The sequence below is a fragment of the Mycobacterium kyorinense genome (genome assembly GCF_001672775.1).
GTDB lineage: Bacteria > Actinomycetota > Actinomycetes > Mycobacteriales > Mycobacteriaceae > Mycobacterium > Mycobacterium kyorinense_A.
In genome coordinates this window covers 74,525-92,177 of the sequence record NZ_LZKJ01000133.1, presented here as the reverse complement: position 1 = coordinate 92,177, position 17,653 = coordinate 74,525, and the positions used below count along the sequence as shown (strand labels likewise).

The 17,653-nt window shown below is 66.1% G+C and carries 12 protein-coding genes and 1 pseudogene; 7 read left to right on the top strand and 6 right to left on the bottom strand.

Annotation, left to right across the window (positions count from 1 at the left end; all coding sequences use genetic code 11):
• Window positions 1-246 (bottom strand): annotated as a pseudogene (locus tag A5707_RS14755) (alpha/beta hydrolase); the annotation flags it as partial.
• A gap of 186 nt (window positions 247-432) precedes the next feature.
• On the opposite strand from A5707_RS14755, the gene A5707_RS14750 reads away from it, so the two are divergent.
• Entirely contained in the window at window positions 433-1,881 is a 1,449-nt protein-coding gene (locus A5707_RS14750) for an MFS transporter (RefSeq protein WP_065015199.1), read from the top strand.
• Window positions 1,882-2,145: 264 nt separating this feature from the next.
• Here the strand turns inward: A5707_RS14750 and A5707_RS14745 are convergent, their stop codons facing one another.
• Both A5707_RS14745 and pruA read right to left on the bottom strand, forming a co-directional pair.
• Complete coding sequence (locus tag A5707_RS14745; RefSeq protein ID WP_065015198.1) at window positions 2,146-3,135, bottom strand: proline dehydrogenase family protein; 990 nt, start codon at window positions 3,133-3,135, stop codon at window positions 2,146-2,148.
• Complete coding sequence (gene pruA / locus A5707_RS14740; protein ID WP_065015197.1) at window positions 3,135-4,766, bottom strand: L-glutamate gamma-semialdehyde dehydrogenase; 1,632 nt, start codon at window positions 4,764-4,766, stop codon at window positions 3,135-3,137. Before pruA ends, A5707_RS14745 begins: the two co-directional genes overlap by 1 nt.
• Window positions 4,767-4,849: 83 nt before the next feature.
• On the opposite strand from pruA, the gene A5707_RS14735 reads away from it, so the two are divergent.
• The gene (locus A5707_RS14735) at window positions 4,850-6,445 is read left to right on the top strand and encodes a PucR family transcriptional regulator (protein WP_065015196.1); all 1,596 of its coding nucleotides are present in this window, start codon (window positions 4,850-4,852) and stop codon (window positions 6,443-6,445) included.
• Between the two features lie 8 nt (window positions 6,446-6,453).
• Here A5707_RS14735 and A5707_RS14730 read toward each other — a convergent pair whose 3' ends face one another.
• Together A5707_RS14730 and A5707_RS14725 are read right to left on the bottom strand one after the other, a co-directional pair.
• On the bottom strand, window positions 6,454-7,380 hold the full coding sequence (locus A5707_RS14730; protein WP_065015195.1) for a DMT family transporter: 927 nt from the start codon (window positions 7,378-7,380) through the stop codon (window positions 6,454-6,456).
• Between the two features lie 207 nt (window positions 7,381-7,587).
• Window positions 7,588-8,457, bottom strand: coding sequence for an oxidoreductase (locus A5707_RS14725; RefSeq protein ID WP_065015211.1), 870 nt, complete (start codon window positions 8,455-8,457; stop codon window positions 7,588-7,590).
• Between the two features lie 134 nt (window positions 8,458-8,591).
• Between A5707_RS14725 and A5707_RS14720 the strand changes: the two genes are divergently transcribed.
• Entirely contained in the window at window positions 8,592-9,593 is a 1,002-nt protein-coding gene (locus tag A5707_RS14720; RefSeq protein ID WP_065015194.1) for a diacylglycerol kinase family protein, read from the top strand.
• 21 nt (window positions 9,594-9,614) lie between these two features.
• On the opposite strand, the gene A5707_RS14715 is transcribed toward A5707_RS14720, so the two are convergent.
• Window positions 9,615-9,920 carry a hypothetical protein gene (locus A5707_RS14715; RefSeq protein WP_082969472.1) on the bottom strand — a complete coding sequence of 102 codons (306 nt, stop codon included), beginning with the start codon at window positions 9,918-9,920 and terminating at the stop codon, window positions 9,615-9,617.
• 631 nt (window positions 9,921-10,551) lie between these two features.
• On the opposite strand from A5707_RS14715, the gene A5707_RS14710 reads away from it, so the two are divergent.
• The 4 genes from A5707_RS14710 to A5707_RS14695 all read left to right on the top strand — a co-directional run bounded on the left by A5707_RS14710 (window position 10,552) and on the right by A5707_RS14695 (window position 17,647).
• Window positions 10,552-13,791, top strand: a complete 3,240-nt coding sequence (locus tag A5707_RS14710; RefSeq protein ID WP_065015192.1) for a thioester reductase domain-containing protein — start codon at window positions 10,552-10,554, stop codon at window positions 13,789-13,791.
• A gap of 105 nt (window positions 13,792-13,896) precedes the next feature.
• Entirely contained in the window at window positions 13,897-14,805 is a 909-nt protein-coding gene (locus A5707_RS14705) for a metal-dependent hydrolase (RefSeq protein ID WP_065015191.1), read from the top strand.
• Window positions 14,806-14,813: 8 nt separating this feature from the next.
• A complete protein-coding gene (locus A5707_RS14700) occupies window positions 14,814-16,562 on the top strand; it encodes an SDR family oxidoreductase (RefSeq protein ID WP_419866430.1) in 1,749 nt (582 codons plus the stop codon).
• A complete protein-coding gene (locus A5707_RS14695) occupies window positions 16,559-17,647 on the top strand; it encodes a PDR/VanB family oxidoreductase (RefSeq protein WP_065015189.1) in 1,089 nt (362 codons plus the stop codon). Before A5707_RS14700 ends, A5707_RS14695 begins: the two co-directional genes overlap by 4 nt.
• The last annotated feature ends 6 nt before the right edge of the window (window positions 17,648-17,653 follow it).

Here is a 17,653-nt window from a genome sequence, read left to right as displayed (position 1 = left end):
CACCCGGTATCCGAGGTCGCGCAGCAGACGCCGCAATGCCAACGTCGATCCGTCACCGGCCAACAGACCGGGCAGCACCAACACCGGATGCCCGTCGCCGGTCGGCAACATCCGCCGCAGTGGGAGCGACGTGAGCAGCAGCCCGAACTCGACCGCCGCACGGGCAGGATCGGTCAGCGACAGTGACCACGGCGGAGCGCCGGAGCGCCGCGGGCGCTCGACGGGTTCGAACATCGGCTCAGACATAACTGCGCTGCTCCTCCTCATCGCTTCGTCCCCAGCTTCGCAAGGACCCCCTGCATCGTCGCCAGCGCGGCGCATGACCGTCAGCCTGCCACTACTTCACCGATTCGCACCGCCGGTTCGCCACAGGTTGCCACGCTGATCGGCGTCACCCGGATAGGACTGACTTTTTCTGGGTATGCCGCCGCGATGAGCAGCGACGTACAGACCGGCACCATCACCACGCAGGTGCCGGCGCGGCTAGACCGACTGCCCTGGTCGCGCTTCCACTGGCGGGTGGTCATCGGGTTGGGCGGGGTGTGGATCCTCGACGGCCTGGAAGTCACCATGGTGGGCAATGTGGCGGCCCGGCTCACCGAGCCCGGCAGCGGGATCACGATCAGCGCCGCGCAGATCGGGGTTGCCGCAGCTTTCTACATTGCCGGAGCGTGCACCGGCGCGTTGTTCTTCGGTCAGCTGACCGACCGCTTCGGCCGGAAGAAACTGTTCGTCCTCACGCTGGTGATCTATCTGGCGGCCACTGCGGCGACGGCCTTCTCGTTCGCACCGTGGTACTTCTTCGCAACGCGGTTCTTCGCCGGCACCGGTATCGGCGGCGAGTATGCCGCGATCAATTCGGCGATCGACGAGCTGATCCCTGCGCGGGTTCGTGGCCGGGTCGATTTGGCGATCAACGGCTCGTTTTGGCTGGGGTCGGCGCTGGGCGCCGCCGGCGCGTTGCTGCTGCTGAACGAATCTCTGTTCCCGGCCAACATCGGGTGGCGAATCTCGTTCGGCATCGGCGCGGTGTTCGGGTTAGCCGTGCTGCTGGTGCGCCGCAGCGTTCCGGAAAGCCCGCGCTGGCTCTTCATCCACGGCCGGGAAGAGGAGGCCGAGCGCATCGTCGGCGGCATCGAGGAGGACATCGAGCGCCAACAGAACGAACCGCTGCCAGAGCCGGAAGGATCGCTGACCGTCCGCCAGCGCAAGACGATTTCTGTCGCAGAGATCGCGAAGGTGGCCCTCAAGCTCTATCCCCGCCGGGCGATCCTGGGCCTTGCGCTCTTCATCGGGCAGGCCTTCATGTACAACGGGGTCACCTTCAACCTCGGCACGCTGTTGCACGGGTTCTACTCGGTGAGTTCCAGCATGGTTCCGGTGTTTTTCATCCTGTGGGCACTGTCCAACTTCGCCGGGCCCGTGCTGCTCGGGCCGCTCTTCGACACCGTCGGGCGCAAACCGATGATCTCGCTGTGCTATCTGGGCTCCGCGGTGCTGGCGACGGTCCTGGCGGCGGTGTTCGTGAGCCAACTCGGCGGCGTCTGGACCTTTCTGGCCGTGCTGATGGCGTGCTTCTTTCTGGCCGGCTCCGGCGCCAGCGCCGCATACCTGACCGTCAGTGAGATCTTCCCGATGGAGACCCGCGCGCTAGCGATCGCGTTCTTCTATGCCGTCGGAACAGCCATCGGCGGCATCAGCGGCCCAGTGCTGTTCGGACAACTCATCGGATCCGGCGAGCGCCACCTGGCTGTCCTGTCATTTCTGATCGGCGCGGTCGTCATGGCGATCGCAGGCGTGGTCGAACTGTTCCTCGGCGTCAAGGCCGAAGGCCAGAAACTGGAGGACCTTGCGCAGCCGCTGACCGCTGCGGACGCGTGACGACGATGTCGTGGGCGTGCCGACTGATGGGCCACAGACCGCGCTTCCATGTCGAGGGCCGCACCATGCATTGGGCATGCGAGCGTGACTGCGGCCACGCCAGCGGCTGTAAGACCTACCCGACCGCCGAGCAGGCGCGCCGATATGCCACGGCCTTTGACCGCCGCAACGAGTTGGGCAAGCGGGCGCCGTTGGTCGGGTTGCTGCCACTTCGGTTATGGCGCGCTATTGCCTTTGCGAGCAAACGTAAAAGGCCCCAAAACCCTAAGTTTTAGGGGACTTTTGCGTCTGCTCGCGGGAGCTGAGCGTCCGTAGGAAAAACATCAGGTTGGCCGGGCGCTCGGCCAGCCGTCGCATGAAGTACCCGTACCACTGGGTGCCGAACGGCACGTAGACCCGGACCCGGTTACCGGTCCGAGCCAGCCGGAGCTGCTCGCCCTCACAGATGCCATAAAGCATCTGATACTCGAAATCGTCGACGCCCCGGCCGGATTCGCGTGCCAGCAGCGGAACCCTCTCGACGATCGCGGGGTCGTGGGACGCGACCATGGGGTAGCCCGATCCTGCCATCAGCACCTGCAGGCAACGCAGATACGAGTCGGTGACCGTAGCGCGGTCCCGGTAAGCCACCGACGCCGGCTCGTCATAGGCGCCCTTGCACAACCGAACCCGGGCCCCGACGGCCGCGCAGTCTCGGCAGTCACCCAGCGTTCGCCGCAGATATGCCTGTAAAACCACGCCCAGCCAAGGGAAGTCAGCCCGCAGGCCAGCCACGATCGACAACGTCGACTCGGTGGTGGTGTGGTCTTCGGCGTCCACCGTCACCCAGCCACCGACCCGTTGAGCCCGTGCGCAGATCGTGTGCAGATTTTCCCGTGCGATCTTCTCGCCGTTGCGCTCCAGGGCCTGCCCGAGCGCCGACAGCTTGACTGACACCTCCAGCGGTCGCACACCGCCGCGCGTCGCGTCGAATCGCCTGCCCAGCGCGTCGAGCAGATCAAGGTAGGCCTGCATGGTCGCGGTGGCAGCGTCGGCGTCGGCGACGTCCTCACCCAGATAGTCGACTGTGACCATGCGCCCCGAAGCCCGCAGTCCGGCAACACTGTCCAGCGCCTGCTCCAGCGTCTCCCCCGGTACAAACCGGTGCACCACCGCGCGGGTAAGCGGTAACCGCTCGATGCTGCGGCGCAACCCATCTGACCTACTGGCCGCCAGGATCACCGGGCGCACCGACTTGGCGAACAGAGCGGACATCACTGCCCCGCCATGTGCGGATAGTTGTGGTCGGTTGCTGTGACGAAGGTCTCTTTGATCGTGCGTGCCGATGTCCAGCGCAGCAGGTTCAGCGCGGAGCCGGCCTTGTCGTTGGTCCCCGATCCGCGGGATCCACCGAACGGCTGGCGCCCCACGACTGCCCCGGTCGGCTTGTCGTTGACGTAGAAGTTGCCGGCGGCGAACCGGAGCCGACGCTGCGCAGCCAGCACGGCGTCACGGTCGTCGGCGATCACCGCACCGGTCAGCGCGTAGCGAGAATCGCTGTCGATCACGTCGAGGATCCGTTCGTATGCGTCGTCGGGATAGACGTGGACGGATAGCAGCGGGCCGAAGTATTCCGTGGTAAACGCCTCGTCGGTCGGGTCGTCGGACAGCAGCACGGTCGGACGTACGAAATACCCGACGCTGTCGTCGTATTCGCCGCCGACCGCGATCGTGACAGCGGCCGCGCCTTTGGCCCGCTCGACAGCCTTGACGTTCTTGGTGAAGGCCCGCCGGTCGATCAGGGCACCGCCGTAGTTAGAGAAGTCGGTGATATCGCCGTAGCGCAAATCAGCGGTCGCGCCCAGGAAGTCGTCGCCGATCTTCTGCCACACCGAGTGGGCGATGAACGCCCGCGACGCAGCCGAGCATTTCTGGCCCTGATAGTCGAACGCCCCACGGATCAAGGCGGTGCGCAGCACGTCGGGTCGCGCCGAGGCGTGCGCGACGATGAAGTCCTTGCCGCCGGTCTCGCCAACCAGCCGAGGATAGCTACGGTAGCGCTCGATGTTGGTCCCGACCTCGCGCCACAGCCGCTGGAAGGTGGCCGTCGACCCGGTGAAGTGGATGCCGGCCAGCCGCGAGTCAGCCAGTGCCACATCGGAAACCGAGTAGCCGTCACCGGTGAGCAGATTGATCACGCCCGGTGGCAATCCGGCGGCCTCCAATAGCTGCATGGTCAGATACGCCGCCAAGGACTGGGTGATCGACGGCTTCCACACCACGGTGTTTCCCATCAGCGCCGGCGCGGTGGGCAGGTTGCCCGCGATCGACGAGAAGTTGAATGGCGTGATCGCGTAGACGAATCCGTCCAACGGCCGATAGTCGGTGCGGTTCCATTCCCCGTGTCCGCTGATCGGCTGCTGCGCCAAGATCTGGCGGGCAAATGCGACGTTGAACCGCCAGAAGTCGATCAGCTCGCAGGGCGCATCGATCTCGGCCTGATAAGCGCTCTTGGATTGGCCGAGCATGGTTGCGGCGGCTATCTTTTCCCGCCACGGCCCGGCCAGCAGGTCGGCCGCCCGCAGGAAGATTGCCGCCCGCTCGTCGAACGGGGTTGCCGCCCAATGTGTCCGGGCTGCCATGGCCGCATCGATTGCCGCCGCGGCATCGGCATGGGTGGCGTTGGTCAGTGTGCCAAGCCTGGCCGTGTGCCGGTGCGGTTGGACGACGTCGATTTGCTCGCCGGCGCCTTGCCGGTGTGTGCCGCCGATGACATGCGGCAACTCGATGGGGTCGGCGGCCAGCGAGGTCAGTGCGGCGCGCAGTCGCGCCCGTTCAGGGGAATTCGGCGCATAGTCGTGGACCGGTTCGTTGGCGGGCAGCGGAACATCGGTGATCGCGTCCATGGTCTCAGGATGCTCGCCGTACGGCCCGCGGTACTTGGCTGATCAGACAGGACAGATGGCACCGAATAGTAGAATCGGACAATATGCGGGTGCCCGGCGTGGGGCTGGGCCAGCTACTGCTGGCGCTGGACGCGACCATGGTGAGCCTGGTCGACGCTCCGCGCGGGCTCGACCTGCCGGTGGCCTCGGCCGCGCTGATCGATTCCGACGATGTCCGGCTGGGATTGGCGACCGACGCGGATCGGGCCCACGTGTTCTTGTTGCTCGGCATCGGCGACGAGGACGCACGGCGATGGCTGGACGGGCAAGTACAGCAGGCGAGTGCGCCGGTGGCCGTCTTTGCCAAGGAGCCGTCCGCGGCCCTAGTGACCCATGCCGTCCGGTTGGGGACGGCGGTGGTGGCGGTGGACCCGCGGGCGCGCTGGGAACGGTTGTACCGCTTGGTCAACCACGTTTTCGAACACCATGGTCCTTCGTCAGCCGATCCACACTATGGCTCGGGCACCGACTTGTTCGGGTTGGCGCAAGCGGTCGCCGACCGCATCCACGGCATGGTCAGCATCGAAGACGCGCAGTCGCACGTGCTCGCCTATTCGGCGTCCAATGCCGAGGCCGACGAGCTGCGACGGCTCTCCATCCTCGGCCGTGCCGGCCCGCCCGAACATCTGGAGTGGATCAGCCGATGGGGCATCTTCGACGCGCTGCGAACCAGCGGACACGTGGTTCACGTCGCCGAACGTCCCGAGTTGGGGCTGCGGTCACGGCTGGCGATCGGAATTCACCAGCCGCCTGCCGACACTCGGCGGGCACCCCGATTCGTCGGTGCCATCTGGGTGCAGCGGGGTTCGAGCGCGTTGGCCGACGACGCCGAGGAGGTACTGCGCGGTGCGGCCGTGATGGCCGCGGGCATCATGTCGCGACTGGCGGCCCGGCCGTCGGCGCATGCTCTGCGGGTGCAGCAATTGCTGAGCCTGGTTGACACGGAGCGGCTCGATACCGGCGACCTCGCCCGCGAGCTGGGCATCGCCGCAGACGGCAACGCCGCGCTCGTCGGGCTGGATGCCGCGGACCGCCACGCCCGGCTGACCGAGATAGTAGCGTTGAGCGCCAACGCTTTTCGGGCCGACGCCCAAGTCACCTCGAGTGCCGCACGAATCTATGTGTTGTTTCCGCACATCGCGAAGCCGACGTCGCTGGCCTCGTGGATTCGCGGCATGATCGGCACCCTGCGTAGCGAGCTGGGCCTACAGCTGCGGGCTGTGGTCGCAGCGCCGCTCGGCGGACTGGCCGAGGCGGCCGCGGCACGCGCCGACGTGGACCGGGTGCTGGATAGCGCTGAGCGCCACCCGGATTCGATCGGTTCGGTCACCTCGCTTGCCGAAGCGCGTACTACGGTGCTGCTCGACGAGATCGTCACGATGGTCCGCGCCGATGACCGGCTCGTCGACGCACGGGTACGCAATCTGCGCGCCCGCCAGCCGGCGATGGCTGAAACACTGCGGATTTACCTCGACGCGTTCGGCGATGTGGGCGCCGCGGCGGGGCAGCTACACGTGCATCCCAACACCGTGCGCTACCGAATCCGCCGGATTGAACAGCTGCTGTCGGCGTCGCTGGCCGATCCCGATGTGCGGCTGGTTCTTTCGCTGAGCCTGCGGGCCACCGAGCACTCGGGTTGATCGTGCGGTCAGCCGCTCACGCGTGGGGAGGGCGCCTCCGGCCGGCCGGCGACTTGTGCGTCATGCCCCGCGCCGGCAGCCATGCTGGCCGCCTCGCCGCGCGCCAGAGCCACCGTCGCGACGATCACCAGCACCGCCGACGCCACCAACAAAAGCCACTCGGGCCCGTCAGCTTCCAGCGTCTCCTTGAGCACGATGATGCCCAGTGTGGTGGCCACCACCGGCTTTGCGACGGTCATCGTCGGCAGTGACGCGGTCAGCGCACCGGCACGAAACGCCGACTGCTGAAAGATCATCCCGGCCACTCCCGCGAGCACCCAGGCGTACAGCTCCGGTGTTCGCACCAACTCGCCGGCACCGTGTTCGAGCACGTCGACGACACCCTTGGTCAGCACCGCGAACAACGCCAACGACGACCCCGACACCGCCGCGAGCAGCACCGCCGCGGCCGGGCGATCCGACCAAATCCGGGCGGCCAGCACACACAACGCCAACGCCGGACCCATCACGACGGCCACCAAAATCCACGTTTCCATTGGGCCACGGGACTGGCCTTCCGTCGGATCCGCGACCGTGACGAGGACCGCCAACGCTACGGCCAGCACTACCGCCCAGATCCACTCCCGGCGGGTTATCCGATGCCGACTGAACCGCGCATAGATGGGTAGGGCGAACAGCAGCACCGTCACCTGCAGCGCCGTGACCAACATGACCGAGCCCTTGTCCAGGGCCGCAGCAAGCAGACAGTAGCTGGCGATGTCGCCAACGCCGCCCAGCCACCACCGACCGTCGCGGACCAGCATGCCGAACAGCTCCAGGTGCCCAACCTGTTTATCGGTGATCTCCTGCGCGCACCGCTGACGCACCACGCTGCCGATCGCGGCTGCCAGTGCGGCGCAGAGGGCGAGAAAGCCCGCGATATCCGTATTCGACATGGGGTGACCTCCTCGCCGACGCTCAGCCCGGAAGCCGCTACGCCCACGCGCTGTTCACCTGGGCTGTTTCGTCCGCGGTAACCCTCGTGTGCACAGAATGCTCAACAGGTCTCGCGCCGAAACCACCCCAAATACTTACCTGAACAATCTAGACGTGGGACCGCGTCGAGTTGCGGCTGTCCGGTCGAGCGGCCGCCGGGTGGCTGCTCAAAGCGGAAATTTGGTGCCGGTGAGCTGCTCGGAAAGCTCCCATAGCGCCTCGGCAGTGGTTGCGCTTTTGGCCGGCCAGTTGCGCCAGGTCGGCTGGGTGCGGCCGTACAGACCGAAGCGCGGGCCGACGAAGGTGTTGCCCGGCAGGTCTTGCGATACCGCATAGAGCGTCTGGCGGGCGCCGAAGTCGGCGTCGGTGGACACCACACGATCGACGGCCAGGACCGCCGCGTCGCCCAGCTTGCGACCGGAGTTGCCCTGCAGGTTGGTGTGCGACCACCCGGGGTGGGCGGCCAGCGCGCGCAACGAGCTGCCGACGGCGTCGAGGCGGCGCTGCAGCTCGCGGGTGAACAGCAGATTGGCCAGCTTCGACTGGCTGTAGGCCAGCCACGCCGAATACGGCCGGGACTGCCAGTTCAGGTCTTTGAGACTGATGTAGCCGAAGTGGTGCATCAGCGAGGACAGCGTCACCACCCGGTCGGTGAGCTTGGGCAACAACAGGTTGGTCAGCGCGAAGTGACCGAGGTGATTGGTGCCGATCTGACCCTCGAAACCATCTTCGGTCAGCGCGTATTTGGTGGCCATGATGCCGGCGTTGTTGACCAGGACGTCGACTCGGTCGATCCCGTCGGCGAAGCGCCGCACCGACGACAGATCCTGAAGGTCGAGTTGCCGAACCTCGACATCACCCTCCATGCGCCCGGCGGCCTCGTCGCCCTTTCCGGTGTTGCGTACCGCCAGGATGACGTGGGCTCCGACCCGGGCCAGCTCGCGGGCCGTCACTTCCCCCAGCCCGGCATTGGCACCGGTCACGACGACGGTGCGTCCGACGAACGACGGCAGGTCTGCTGCGCTCCAGTCAGGCATGGCAGCCACCCTAATCCGAGAGTTGTGCGGGGCTTCGTCGACGGATCGGTCTGTGACACCGGTCATGGGCTCGTCTGAGCCTGAGATACCGCGGGTATCGTGCTGGGATGGCGCGCGAAGGCCCACATGGGCGGATGTATCTCGGCGTCATCGTCAATCCGCAAGCACGCAGGAATCGCGCTGCGCCAGCCGACCGCAGCGCCGAACTGCGTCGCATCGTCGGCCCCTGGGGCGAGGTGCACGAAACCGCGTCGCTGGAGGATCTCCACAAGACCATCGCGGAGCTTCATCCACGGGTCACCCATCTCGTGGGCGACGGCGGTGACGGCGCGCTGCACTGGTTGATCAACGAAATCCAGGACTGCATCCCCGACCCCGAACGCTGGCCGACGTTCGTGCCCACCAACGGCGGCAGTGTCAACGCCGTCGCGCGCAAGGCGCGGGTGCGAGGGCAGGCCGATGCGATTGTCCGGGCACTGGCGGCGGCCGCCGCGAAGGATCAGCCGCCGCCGGAAGGCCGGCTCGACACGCTGCAACTCGACGGTGAGACCGAGGACGGCGCGGCGTTTCATCGGCTGTGCTTCGGGCTGGCCGCCGGAGGTGTGGGCAATCGGTTCTACGACAAGTACTACGCCAATCCGGACCACAACCGGACCGCCGTCGCGCGAACGATCGCTCACACCTTCGGCGACTACGTGACCTCCAAGGTTTCGCCTGGCCACTCCGACCGGACCAACTGGGCGTCGCACCTGTTCGCTCCCACCCAAGCCCGCGTCGTGATCGACGGCGAGGAGGTTCCGACGCGGACGCACCGGTTGCTGCATGCCGGCGCGATCGACCTTCGGATCGCCGGTCCGTTCCGGCTCTTTCCCAAGGCCGCCGCACCCGGTGCGTTGCATTTCCAAGCCGGGGAGACGTCGCCGTCCAGGATCATCGCGCAGCTCCCCGCGGCGCTGACCAACGGCGGGATCAGAGGGAGCCGGGTACGCGATGTCAACGGTCGAGAGATGATCATCGAGGCCGAAGGCGAACCGCTGTCACCGATCATCGACGGCGAGCGCTTCACCGGGATCGTCAAGCTGGTGGCCCATGCCGGCCCCAAGATCCGGGTCCCTCAGGTCACGACCAAGGCATGACGCGCCGCTAGTTCGTGAGGGTCACCGCCGGGTCCGGATCGTGCGGATGATCTGGGAAGCGAGCTTGGGGTCGGCCAGCAGTTGGTCGACGAGGGCGGCGAGGACCTCTTGACCGGTGACGCGCGCCAAGCCGAGTCGGTCGGCGGCGTCGCGCTGCCAAAGGTCGAGGGCCCGGTGCTGGGCGGGCGACAGGTCGACCGTTCGGCGGGTCTTTTGAACGCGGGTACGTCCGACGGAGAACGGTTCGGTGGGCGCGGCCGCGACCGCGGGCGTCAACCGCGGGTGGGACCGCTCGCCGTCAGCGTGGTTGCGGTCGACGTTGCTCATCATGGCGCCCCTACCCTCGGCTGGAGATTTCAGTATGTCAGTATATCAGTCTCAGTAGATGCGGAGATGCTGTTGGCCGTCTCAACCCAAGACGCTGTGGTCCCGGCCACGCCCCGATGCCGGACGACTCGTCGCCGACGGCTCACAGAACGTTGCTGGCAAACGCACCGATTGAGGTAAACGGGCCCGTTGTCGACGCATTTGATGTTTGCCTGTGAGCTAGTTGAAACCCCTGCAGATTAATTGCGCATTACGGCAGCTCAGCACCAAGGTTCCCGCGGTGTCATGGAATACGGATGTCCGCAAACGCGTATCTCAGTATCTACGTGCTGACTATTTGCACTGTTCAGAGCGATATCATGGTTTACTGAAGTACTGATCGCAGTACCTACGGATGTCCGCCCCATTCGCCGCGCCGTCGCCAGATGCCGGGCGGCCACGGGTGGCCTCGAATACAAATTCTTTCGGTAGCTGTATGCATCCTGTGAAGTTGTTGTGCAAAGATGAAAAGGGCGTCTGGAGCTTTGCTTGAGATCCGTCGTACGCGCTACGATCGGGCTTACCGATTCCGGTAAAAGCAGTTGTTCTGTTGATTTCGGCTAGGACTGACGTGGAGAGGGGTGCTCCTACGATGGAGACGCTTATCGACTATCTGGACATGTGGGAAGCACGCAAACCAGACCAAACCCTCTATCGGTTCGTCGACGTCGACGGTCGCGAACTCGAGCAGTACAGCTACCACAGCTTCGCTGAGCGCACGCGCGAGCTGGCCGCCTACCTGTACGCAGAGGCCGGCCTTCGGAAGGGCGACCGGGCGCTGCTGGTCTACCCGCCAGGTTTGGAGATGGTGGCAGCGTTGTACGCCTGCGCGCGGATCGGCGTGATCGCCGTCCCGGTCAGCCCTCCACTGCCGATGGCGTTCGAGGCCGGGCTCGCCAAGCTCAGTTACATCGCGCGCGACTGCCAGGCCAAGGCGGTGCTGTCGACGAAGGAGTTCGAGTACAACTTCCGCCTGCTGCTCGGCCAAGGGCAGGGAGCGTCGGCTTGGCCCGAGGCCGTGCAACCCCCGGAACTGCCGTGGTACGCGACGGATGGCACGCAGGACTTCGGTGGCGGGCCCGTCCCGAATACACCGAACCCGGTTTTGTTCCTGCAGTACACCTCCGGCTCCACCAACGATCCCAAGGGCGTGATCGTCAGCCACGCGAACGCCATCGCCAACAGCGCGGGCTTCGACAACGACGAACTGGTTTGCGTCAGCTGGCTCCCCCAACACCACGACATGGGCTTGATCTCGGCGTACTTCTTCGTCCTTGTCCTCGGCGGCACCACCCACGCAATGTCGCCGGCTGACTTCCTCGTGCGGCCGTCGTCGTGGCTGCGGCTCATCAGTCAGGTGCGCGCCACGCACACGCCGGCGCCGAATTTCGCGCTGGAGTACTGCCTGCGTGAAGACAAGCTGCCCACCTCCGAGCTGGAGGGAGTCGACCTGAGCAGCCTCGAATGCATCGTGGTCGGGGCAGAGCCGCTGCGAGCCAAGAGCTTCACCCGCTTCCGGGAGCGTTTCGCGCCCTACGGGCTGGAGCCCAGCGCGCTGACCGGCGCCCACGGCTTGGCGGAAAACACTCTCTGCGTGTCGCTCAAGGGGCGCCAGACACTGGCGCTGAACAAGCGCGCACTGGACAAGAACCTGGTGCGGGTGGAAAAGGCACTGCCCGAGAACAGCAACCAGGCTCCGGTGGTCAGCTGCGGCAAGCCGCTGGCCAGCAACATCGTCCGCATCGTCGACCCCGAATCGCGTCAGGACCTGGGCGAAGGGCGGATCGGCGAGATCTGGGTGGACGGCCCGTCCAAAGGAGGCGGCTATTGGCGCCGCCCCGACAAGTCCGTCGAAACGTTCGGAGCTCGCATCGTCGGCGACGCCGAACACACCTACTTGCGCACCGGCGACCTCGGCTTCCTGTATGAAGGCGAGCTGTTCTGCTGCGGCCGGACCAAGGACCTGATCATCGTCCGCGGCGTCAACTCCTACCCCAGCGACATTGAGGTCGTCGTCGAACAGGCGGCCGAGATCCGCACCGGCTGCGTCGCCGCCTTCTCGATGGAGCGCGACGACGAAGAGGTGTTGGCCGTGGTCGCCGAGGTGCGCGATGAGAACGTGCTTCCGGACGGTAAGGCCATGGCGCGCGCGATCCGCAGGCAATGCCACATCGATCCGCACACCATCGTGTTCGTCCCGCAGCGCAGCGTTCCCAAGACAACGTCGGGGAAGATCAGGCGGGCCGAGACCCGCAAGCTTTGGCGCAGCGGCGAGTTGCGCGTATTGGCCACCTACACCAACCCGGCCCAGGAGGGCCTGGATGCCGACGCGGGTCCGCTGGATCGTTTCCGCTATCTCGTCGAGAGCTACGACCTCACCGGCGACGAGGATTGCTCGTTCGCCGATCTCGGTATCGACTCGTTGACGCTGGCGGAGCTCCGCACTGACCTGCAACGTCTTCTGGAAGAGCACGGCGCGGGCGAATTGGCCGACGAGGTCAACACGCGCCTGCTTCAGCGCCTGACGGTCGCCGAGTTCTTCCAGCTCATGCGGCAGTTCGGGGAGGGGTCCGAACTGCCGCTCCAAGCCGTGCGGGAACAGCTGGATCAGATTTCCGCTGAGTACGAGGCGTACGAGGCCCAGCAGATGCGCGCCGACGCGCAGCTGTCGTTGCCGGAGCTTCCGCCGGCACGGGCCGGCGCGCCCACCGACATCCTGTTCACCGGCGCCACGGGGTTCCTGGGACCGTTCCTGCTGAGCAACTTGCTCGGCCAAACGGGCTACACGGTCCACGCACTGGTCCGCGCTACCGATGCGGCGCACGGACTGGACCGAATCCTGGCGTCGTTGCGTCGAGCTCAACTGTGGTCACCGGAGCTCGAAGCCGACGTCCGGTCGCGGGTGAACGTGGTCTGCGGGAACCTCGCCGAACCCAACCTGGGGATCGGCGAGGCGGCGTTCGCTGAACTGGCCGACACCGTCCACGCGGTCGTGCACAACGGCGCGTTGGTCGACTATGTGCGGACTTACGACGGCCTGCGGCCCGCCAACGTGCTCGGCACCCGCGACCTGCTTCGGCTGGCCATGACGACCCATCGCAAGGCCTTCCACCTGGTCTCCAGCACGTTCATCTACGGCTGGAGCACGCTGCCGGTGGTCGGCGAGTGGGACGCGAACACGGAGATGAAGGGGCTGGACTTTGGTTACTCGCAGACCAAGTGGGTCGCCGAGCAGCTGACACTGGCTGCCCAGCAGAAGGGCCTCGACGTGCGCATCTACCGGCCATCGCTGATCTCGCCGACCAGCGCGGGGTTCGGCAGCCAGGAGGACATCTTGGTGCGCCTCACCGCGTTCATGATCCAGCACGGCATCGCCGCTGAGGCGTACAACCAGATCAGCCTGCTGCCGGCCGACCTGATCGGCGAACACATCGTCGCGCTGATGGCCCTGCCGGCCGAGGCGGGCACGATATTTAATATGACCGCGGACGGCTACTACAACCTGATGGACGTCACGCGGATCCTGTCCGAGCGGTACGGCTACCGGTTCGACTACCACGACATCCCGTCCTTCACCGAGCAGGTGAATCAGCGGTGCGGCCCACGCGATGCGCTGTATCCGCTGGCCGATTTCCTCACCCGCTCGGCCGACAAGATCTCGGCGATGCGCGACAAGCGCTACGACAACGCCCAGTACCGGTACGCCCGCGCACTGGCCAGGGCCCGGCTGCGGGAGCTGGCGCTGACCGAGACGGTCGACCACCTCGTGCAGTTCCTGCGGCACGAGCGCCTGATCACCGAGTCGGAGGCCGAGGCGCAGTGCAGCGCCTGACCCGCGGCGATCGCAAGCGCGGCGAAGCCGGGCGCAGCGGGTCGGTGCGCAAAGACTGCGGGCGTCTAGATTTGGGTATCAGGATGTCAAGTCAAGGGGTTCACGATGTTCACTGTCGATGACCAGGCAGCCGGTCCGCACGATACGTCGCTCGACCACGAGCGACTCGTGCTTCAGCCTCGTGACGTCGAGTTCGACTGGGCGAAGCTGCCGTTCTACTACGTCCCCAACGAGCCCTTCGCCACCCACTTCTGCAACGTGCTGCACCTGCTGCTGCCGGCGGGCGAGGAGTGGATCGTCGACGTGTTCAAAAAGTCGTTGCCGCTGATCCGCGACGACCAACTGCGGCTGGACGTGCAGGGCTTCATCAGCCAGGAGGCCATGCACTCCCAGGCACACTCGGGGGTGGCCGAGCACTTCGCAGCCAAAGGCGTCGACCTGACCCCGTACACGGACCAAATCCGCTGGCTATTCGGCAAACTCGTCGGCGACCGGCCCAAGTGGAGCCGACGGCGCCAGCAGAGCTGGCTGGTAGAGCGGGTGTCGATCGTGGCAGCCCTCGAGCACTACACCGCGATCCTGGGCGAATGGATTCTCGACACGCCCCAGCACGACGCGCTCGGCACCGATCCGGTGATGTTGGATCTGCTGCGCTGGCACGGCGCCGAAGAAGTCGAGCACAAAGCGGTCGCGTTCGACACGATGAAGCATTTGCGCGGCGGGTACTGGCGGCAGGTGCGCACCCAACTGTTGGTGACGCCGGCGATGTTGTGGTTGTTCGTTCGCGGCGTGCGGTTCATGTATTCGGTCGACCCGTACATGCCCCCCGGAAGCAAGCCACGCTGGCGCGACTACTTCACCGCGGCGCGCCGGGGTTTGGTGCCAGGACCGTTCGAATTCCTGCGCGTCATCCTCGCCTACTACACGCCGAGTTTCCATCCGTCCCAGTTGGGCGGCGTCGGTCGCGCGGTCGACTACTTGGCTCGATCACCTGCTGCCCGCGCGTCGCACTGATGACTCTGATGACTCACACCGTTGCGGCCTCGGACGGCGTTTCGCTGGCGGTGCACGCCTACACCGAGATCGACCAGCGTCGCCCGACCATCCTGGCGATTCACGGCTACCCGGACAACCACCACGTCTGGGACGGCGTAGCCGGAAACCTCAGTGGCCGATACAACTTCGTGGCCTACGACGTGCGCGGCATCGGTGAATCGTCCGCGCCGGATGACCGATCGGGATATCGGCTGCCCCAACTGGTTTCTGATACCGGCGCGGTGATCGACAGTCTCGGGGTCGACGAGGTTCATCTGCTGGCCCACGACTGGGGGTCGATCCAGGCCTGGGCGGCGGTCACCGACGAGTCGGTGATGGGCAAGATCGCCTCGTTCACGTCGATCTCGGGACCGCACCTGAATTACGCAGGCAGGTTTTTGCGGTCGGCGCGCACACCACGGGGCGTCGCCGATGTCGCCAGGCAATTCCTGGCCTCCACCTACATCTGGTTCTTCTTGTGCCCGGGCGCGCCGGAACTGGCGATCCAGTCTCGGGCGACAGCGAAAGTGTTTGAGGCGGTTGCGCGTATCGGCCGATCAAGCACCCGCAGCCAACGTGGTGCGGTGCCCCGCTCGACGCACGACTACCTCAATGGCCTAAACCTGTACCGCGCCAACATGCCCGGACCGCTGTTGTCGCCCGGCGAGCAGCTGCCCCAAACCCGCGTCCCGGTGCAGGTACTCGTGCCGCGCAAGGACTATTTCGTGTCGCCTCCCCTGCAGCGGTTCACCGGCGCGATTCCCGACGGCAGCCGGGTCGTCACTATCGAGGGCGGACACTGGGTGGTCAACTCGCGTCCCGACGTCATCGCCCGGCTGACCAGCGAGTGGATCGACCTTGTCACCGAGGGCGCAGCGCCGACGGGCAAGTCTTCCGTCGTGACCGGCGCTCGTGACGTGCGCGGCAAACTTGCACTGGTGACCGGGGCGGGCTCCGGAATCGGGCGGGCCACCGCAATCGAGTTCGCCCGTCAGGGCGCAGCTACCGTGGTGCTGGTCGACCGAGATCACGCTACGGCCAACGAGACTGCAGAGATGGTCCGGGCGGCTGGCGCCGAGGCCGCGGTCTATCCGCTCGACGTCACCGACGAAGCGGCGATGGAAGACCTTGCGGCCCAAGTACACAACAAGCACGGCGTGGTCGACATCCTGGTCAACAATGCCGGTATCGCGATGGCGGGCCGGTTTTTGGAGACATCATCGGAGCAGTGGGACGCCATCATCGCAGTCAACGTGCGCGGCGTCATCAACGGCAGCCGGGCATTCGGCGGCCAGATGGTCGAACGTGGCCAGGGCGGCACCATCATCAACGTCGCATCAGCCGCGGCGTTTCTGCCGTCGAAATCCATGGTGGCCTACGGAACCACCAAGGCCGCGGTGTTGGCGTTGAGCGAGTCGATGCGCGCGGACCTGGCCGACGAGGGCATCACGGTCACTGCGGTGTGTCCGGGCTTCGTGAACACCAACATCGCCAAAAGCACCATCTACGCCGGTATGTCGGCCGAGGCACAAGAGCGGGCCCGGCAGAGGGCCGACGCGGCTTATCGGCGGCGCAACTACACGCCGGAGGCCGTCGCGAAAGCGATCGTGAAGTCGGTGCGGACCGGGTCGCCGGTACTGCCGATCGCGGCCGAGTCCCGCGTCGGTTACGCGATGCGACGAATCAGTCCCTCGCTGGTCCGGCTGGTCGCGCGGTTCGACATCAGGCAGACATGAGAGACAAAGCGACGCAAAGTATTTGGGCCAGTAGACCGCAAGACCTCTACGGCCGTCGCAAACGCGACCGGATCTACAGTGCGCTGGTCGGCGTGGGCGCACTGTTCGGCGGCTTCGCGTCGGCGTCGCGCTGGACGCCGTCGCGGGTATCGCCGGTGCAGCGCGCCAATACCGCGGTCATCACCAAACGCGAACTGCTGTCACCCGATGTCGTCGGTTTGACGTTGGCTGATCCCGACGGCGGGTTGCTGCCGTCGTGGACGCCCGGCGCGCACATCGACGTTCGGCTGTCCGCGGAGCGCCGCCGCCAGTACTCGCTGTGCGGGCCGCCCGGGCGGCGCACCGACTACCGGATCGCTGTGCGGCGGATCGCCGACGGCGGCGGCGGTTCGATCGAGATGCATGACGGTTTCGACGTCGGCGACACGCTGGTTTTCGAAGGCCCGCGCAACGCGTTCTACCTTGTCACCGACGAACGCGAGGTGTTGTTCGTGATCGGCGGCATCGGAGTGACGCCGATCCTGCCCATGATCCAACTGGCGCACCAGCATGGAATCAATTGGCGCGCCGTCTATGCCGGCAGGAGCCGCCAGTACATGCCGCTGCTCGACGAAGTGGTGGCGGTGGCGCCGGATCGAGTCACGGTGTGGGCCGACGACGAGCGCGGCCGGTTCGCCACCGCGGAGGAGTTGCTTGCCGACGCCGGATCAGAGACCGCCGTCTACGTGTGCGGTCCGACGGGCATGCTTGACTCGGTGCGCACTGCACGCGACAAACACGTCAACGCGGCACTGCACTACGAGCGGTTCAGCCCGCCGCCGGTCGTCAACGGCGTCCCGTTCGAGCTCGAACTCGCGCGCTCGCAGCGGGTGCTCAGCATTCCGGGCAACCGGTCGGCCCTCGACGTCATGCTCGACCACGATCGCACGACCGCATATTCGTGCCAGCAAGGGTTTTGCGGGACCTGCAAGGTCAAGGTGCTCGCCGGAGAGGTCGATCGGCGCGGGCGCACCGTCGAAGACGATGGCGAGATGCTGGTCTGCGTGTCACGGGCGAAAAGCGATCGCGTAGTGATCGACGCCTAGCGGCGA

Bases quoted from the DNA above. Each gene is read 5' to 3' on its own strand.
- A5707_RS14750 (WP_065015199.1), top strand. From the start codon at position 433: ATGAGCAGCGACGTACAGACCGGCACCATCACCACGCAGGTGCCGGCG.
- A5707_RS14745 (WP_065015198.1), bottom strand. From the start codon at position 3,135: ATGTCCGCTCTGTTCGCCAAGTCGGTGCGCCCGGTGATCCTGGCGGCC.
- pruA (WP_065015197.1), bottom strand. From the start codon at position 4,766: ATGGACGCGATCACCGATGTTCCGCTGCCCGCCAACGAACCGGTCCAC.
- A5707_RS14735 (WP_065015196.1), top strand. From the start codon at position 4,850: ATGCGGGTGCCCGGCGTGGGGCTGGGCCAGCTACTGCTGGCGCTGGAC.
- A5707_RS14730 (WP_065015195.1), bottom strand. From the start codon at position 7,380: ATGTCGAATACGGATATCGCGGGCTTTCTCGCCCTCTGCGCCGCACTG.
- A5707_RS14725 (WP_065015211.1), bottom strand. From the start codon at position 8,457: ATGCCTGACTGGAGCGCAGCAGACCTGCCGTCGTTCGTCGGACGCACC.
- A5707_RS14720 (WP_065015194.1), top strand. From the start codon at position 8,592: ATGTATCTCGGCGTCATCGTCAATCCGCAAGCACGCAGGAATCGCGCT.
- A5707_RS14715 (WP_082969472.1), bottom strand. From the start codon at position 9,920: ATGAGCAACGTCGACCGCAACCACGCTGACGGCGAGCGGTCCCACCCG.
- A5707_RS14710 (WP_065015192.1), top strand. From the start codon at position 10,552: ATGGAGACGCTTATCGACTATCTGGACATGTGGGAAGCACGCAAACCA.
- A5707_RS14705 (WP_065015191.1), top strand. From the start codon at position 13,897: ATGTTCACTGTCGATGACCAGGCAGCCGGTCCGCACGATACGTCGCTC.
- A5707_RS14700 (WP_419866430.1), top strand. From the start codon at position 14,814: ATGACTCACACCGTTGCGGCCTCGGACGGCGTTTCGCTGGCGGTGCAC.
- A5707_RS14695 (WP_065015189.1), top strand. From the start codon at position 16,559: ATGAGAGACAAAGCGACGCAAAGTATTTGGGCCAGTAGACCGCAAGAC.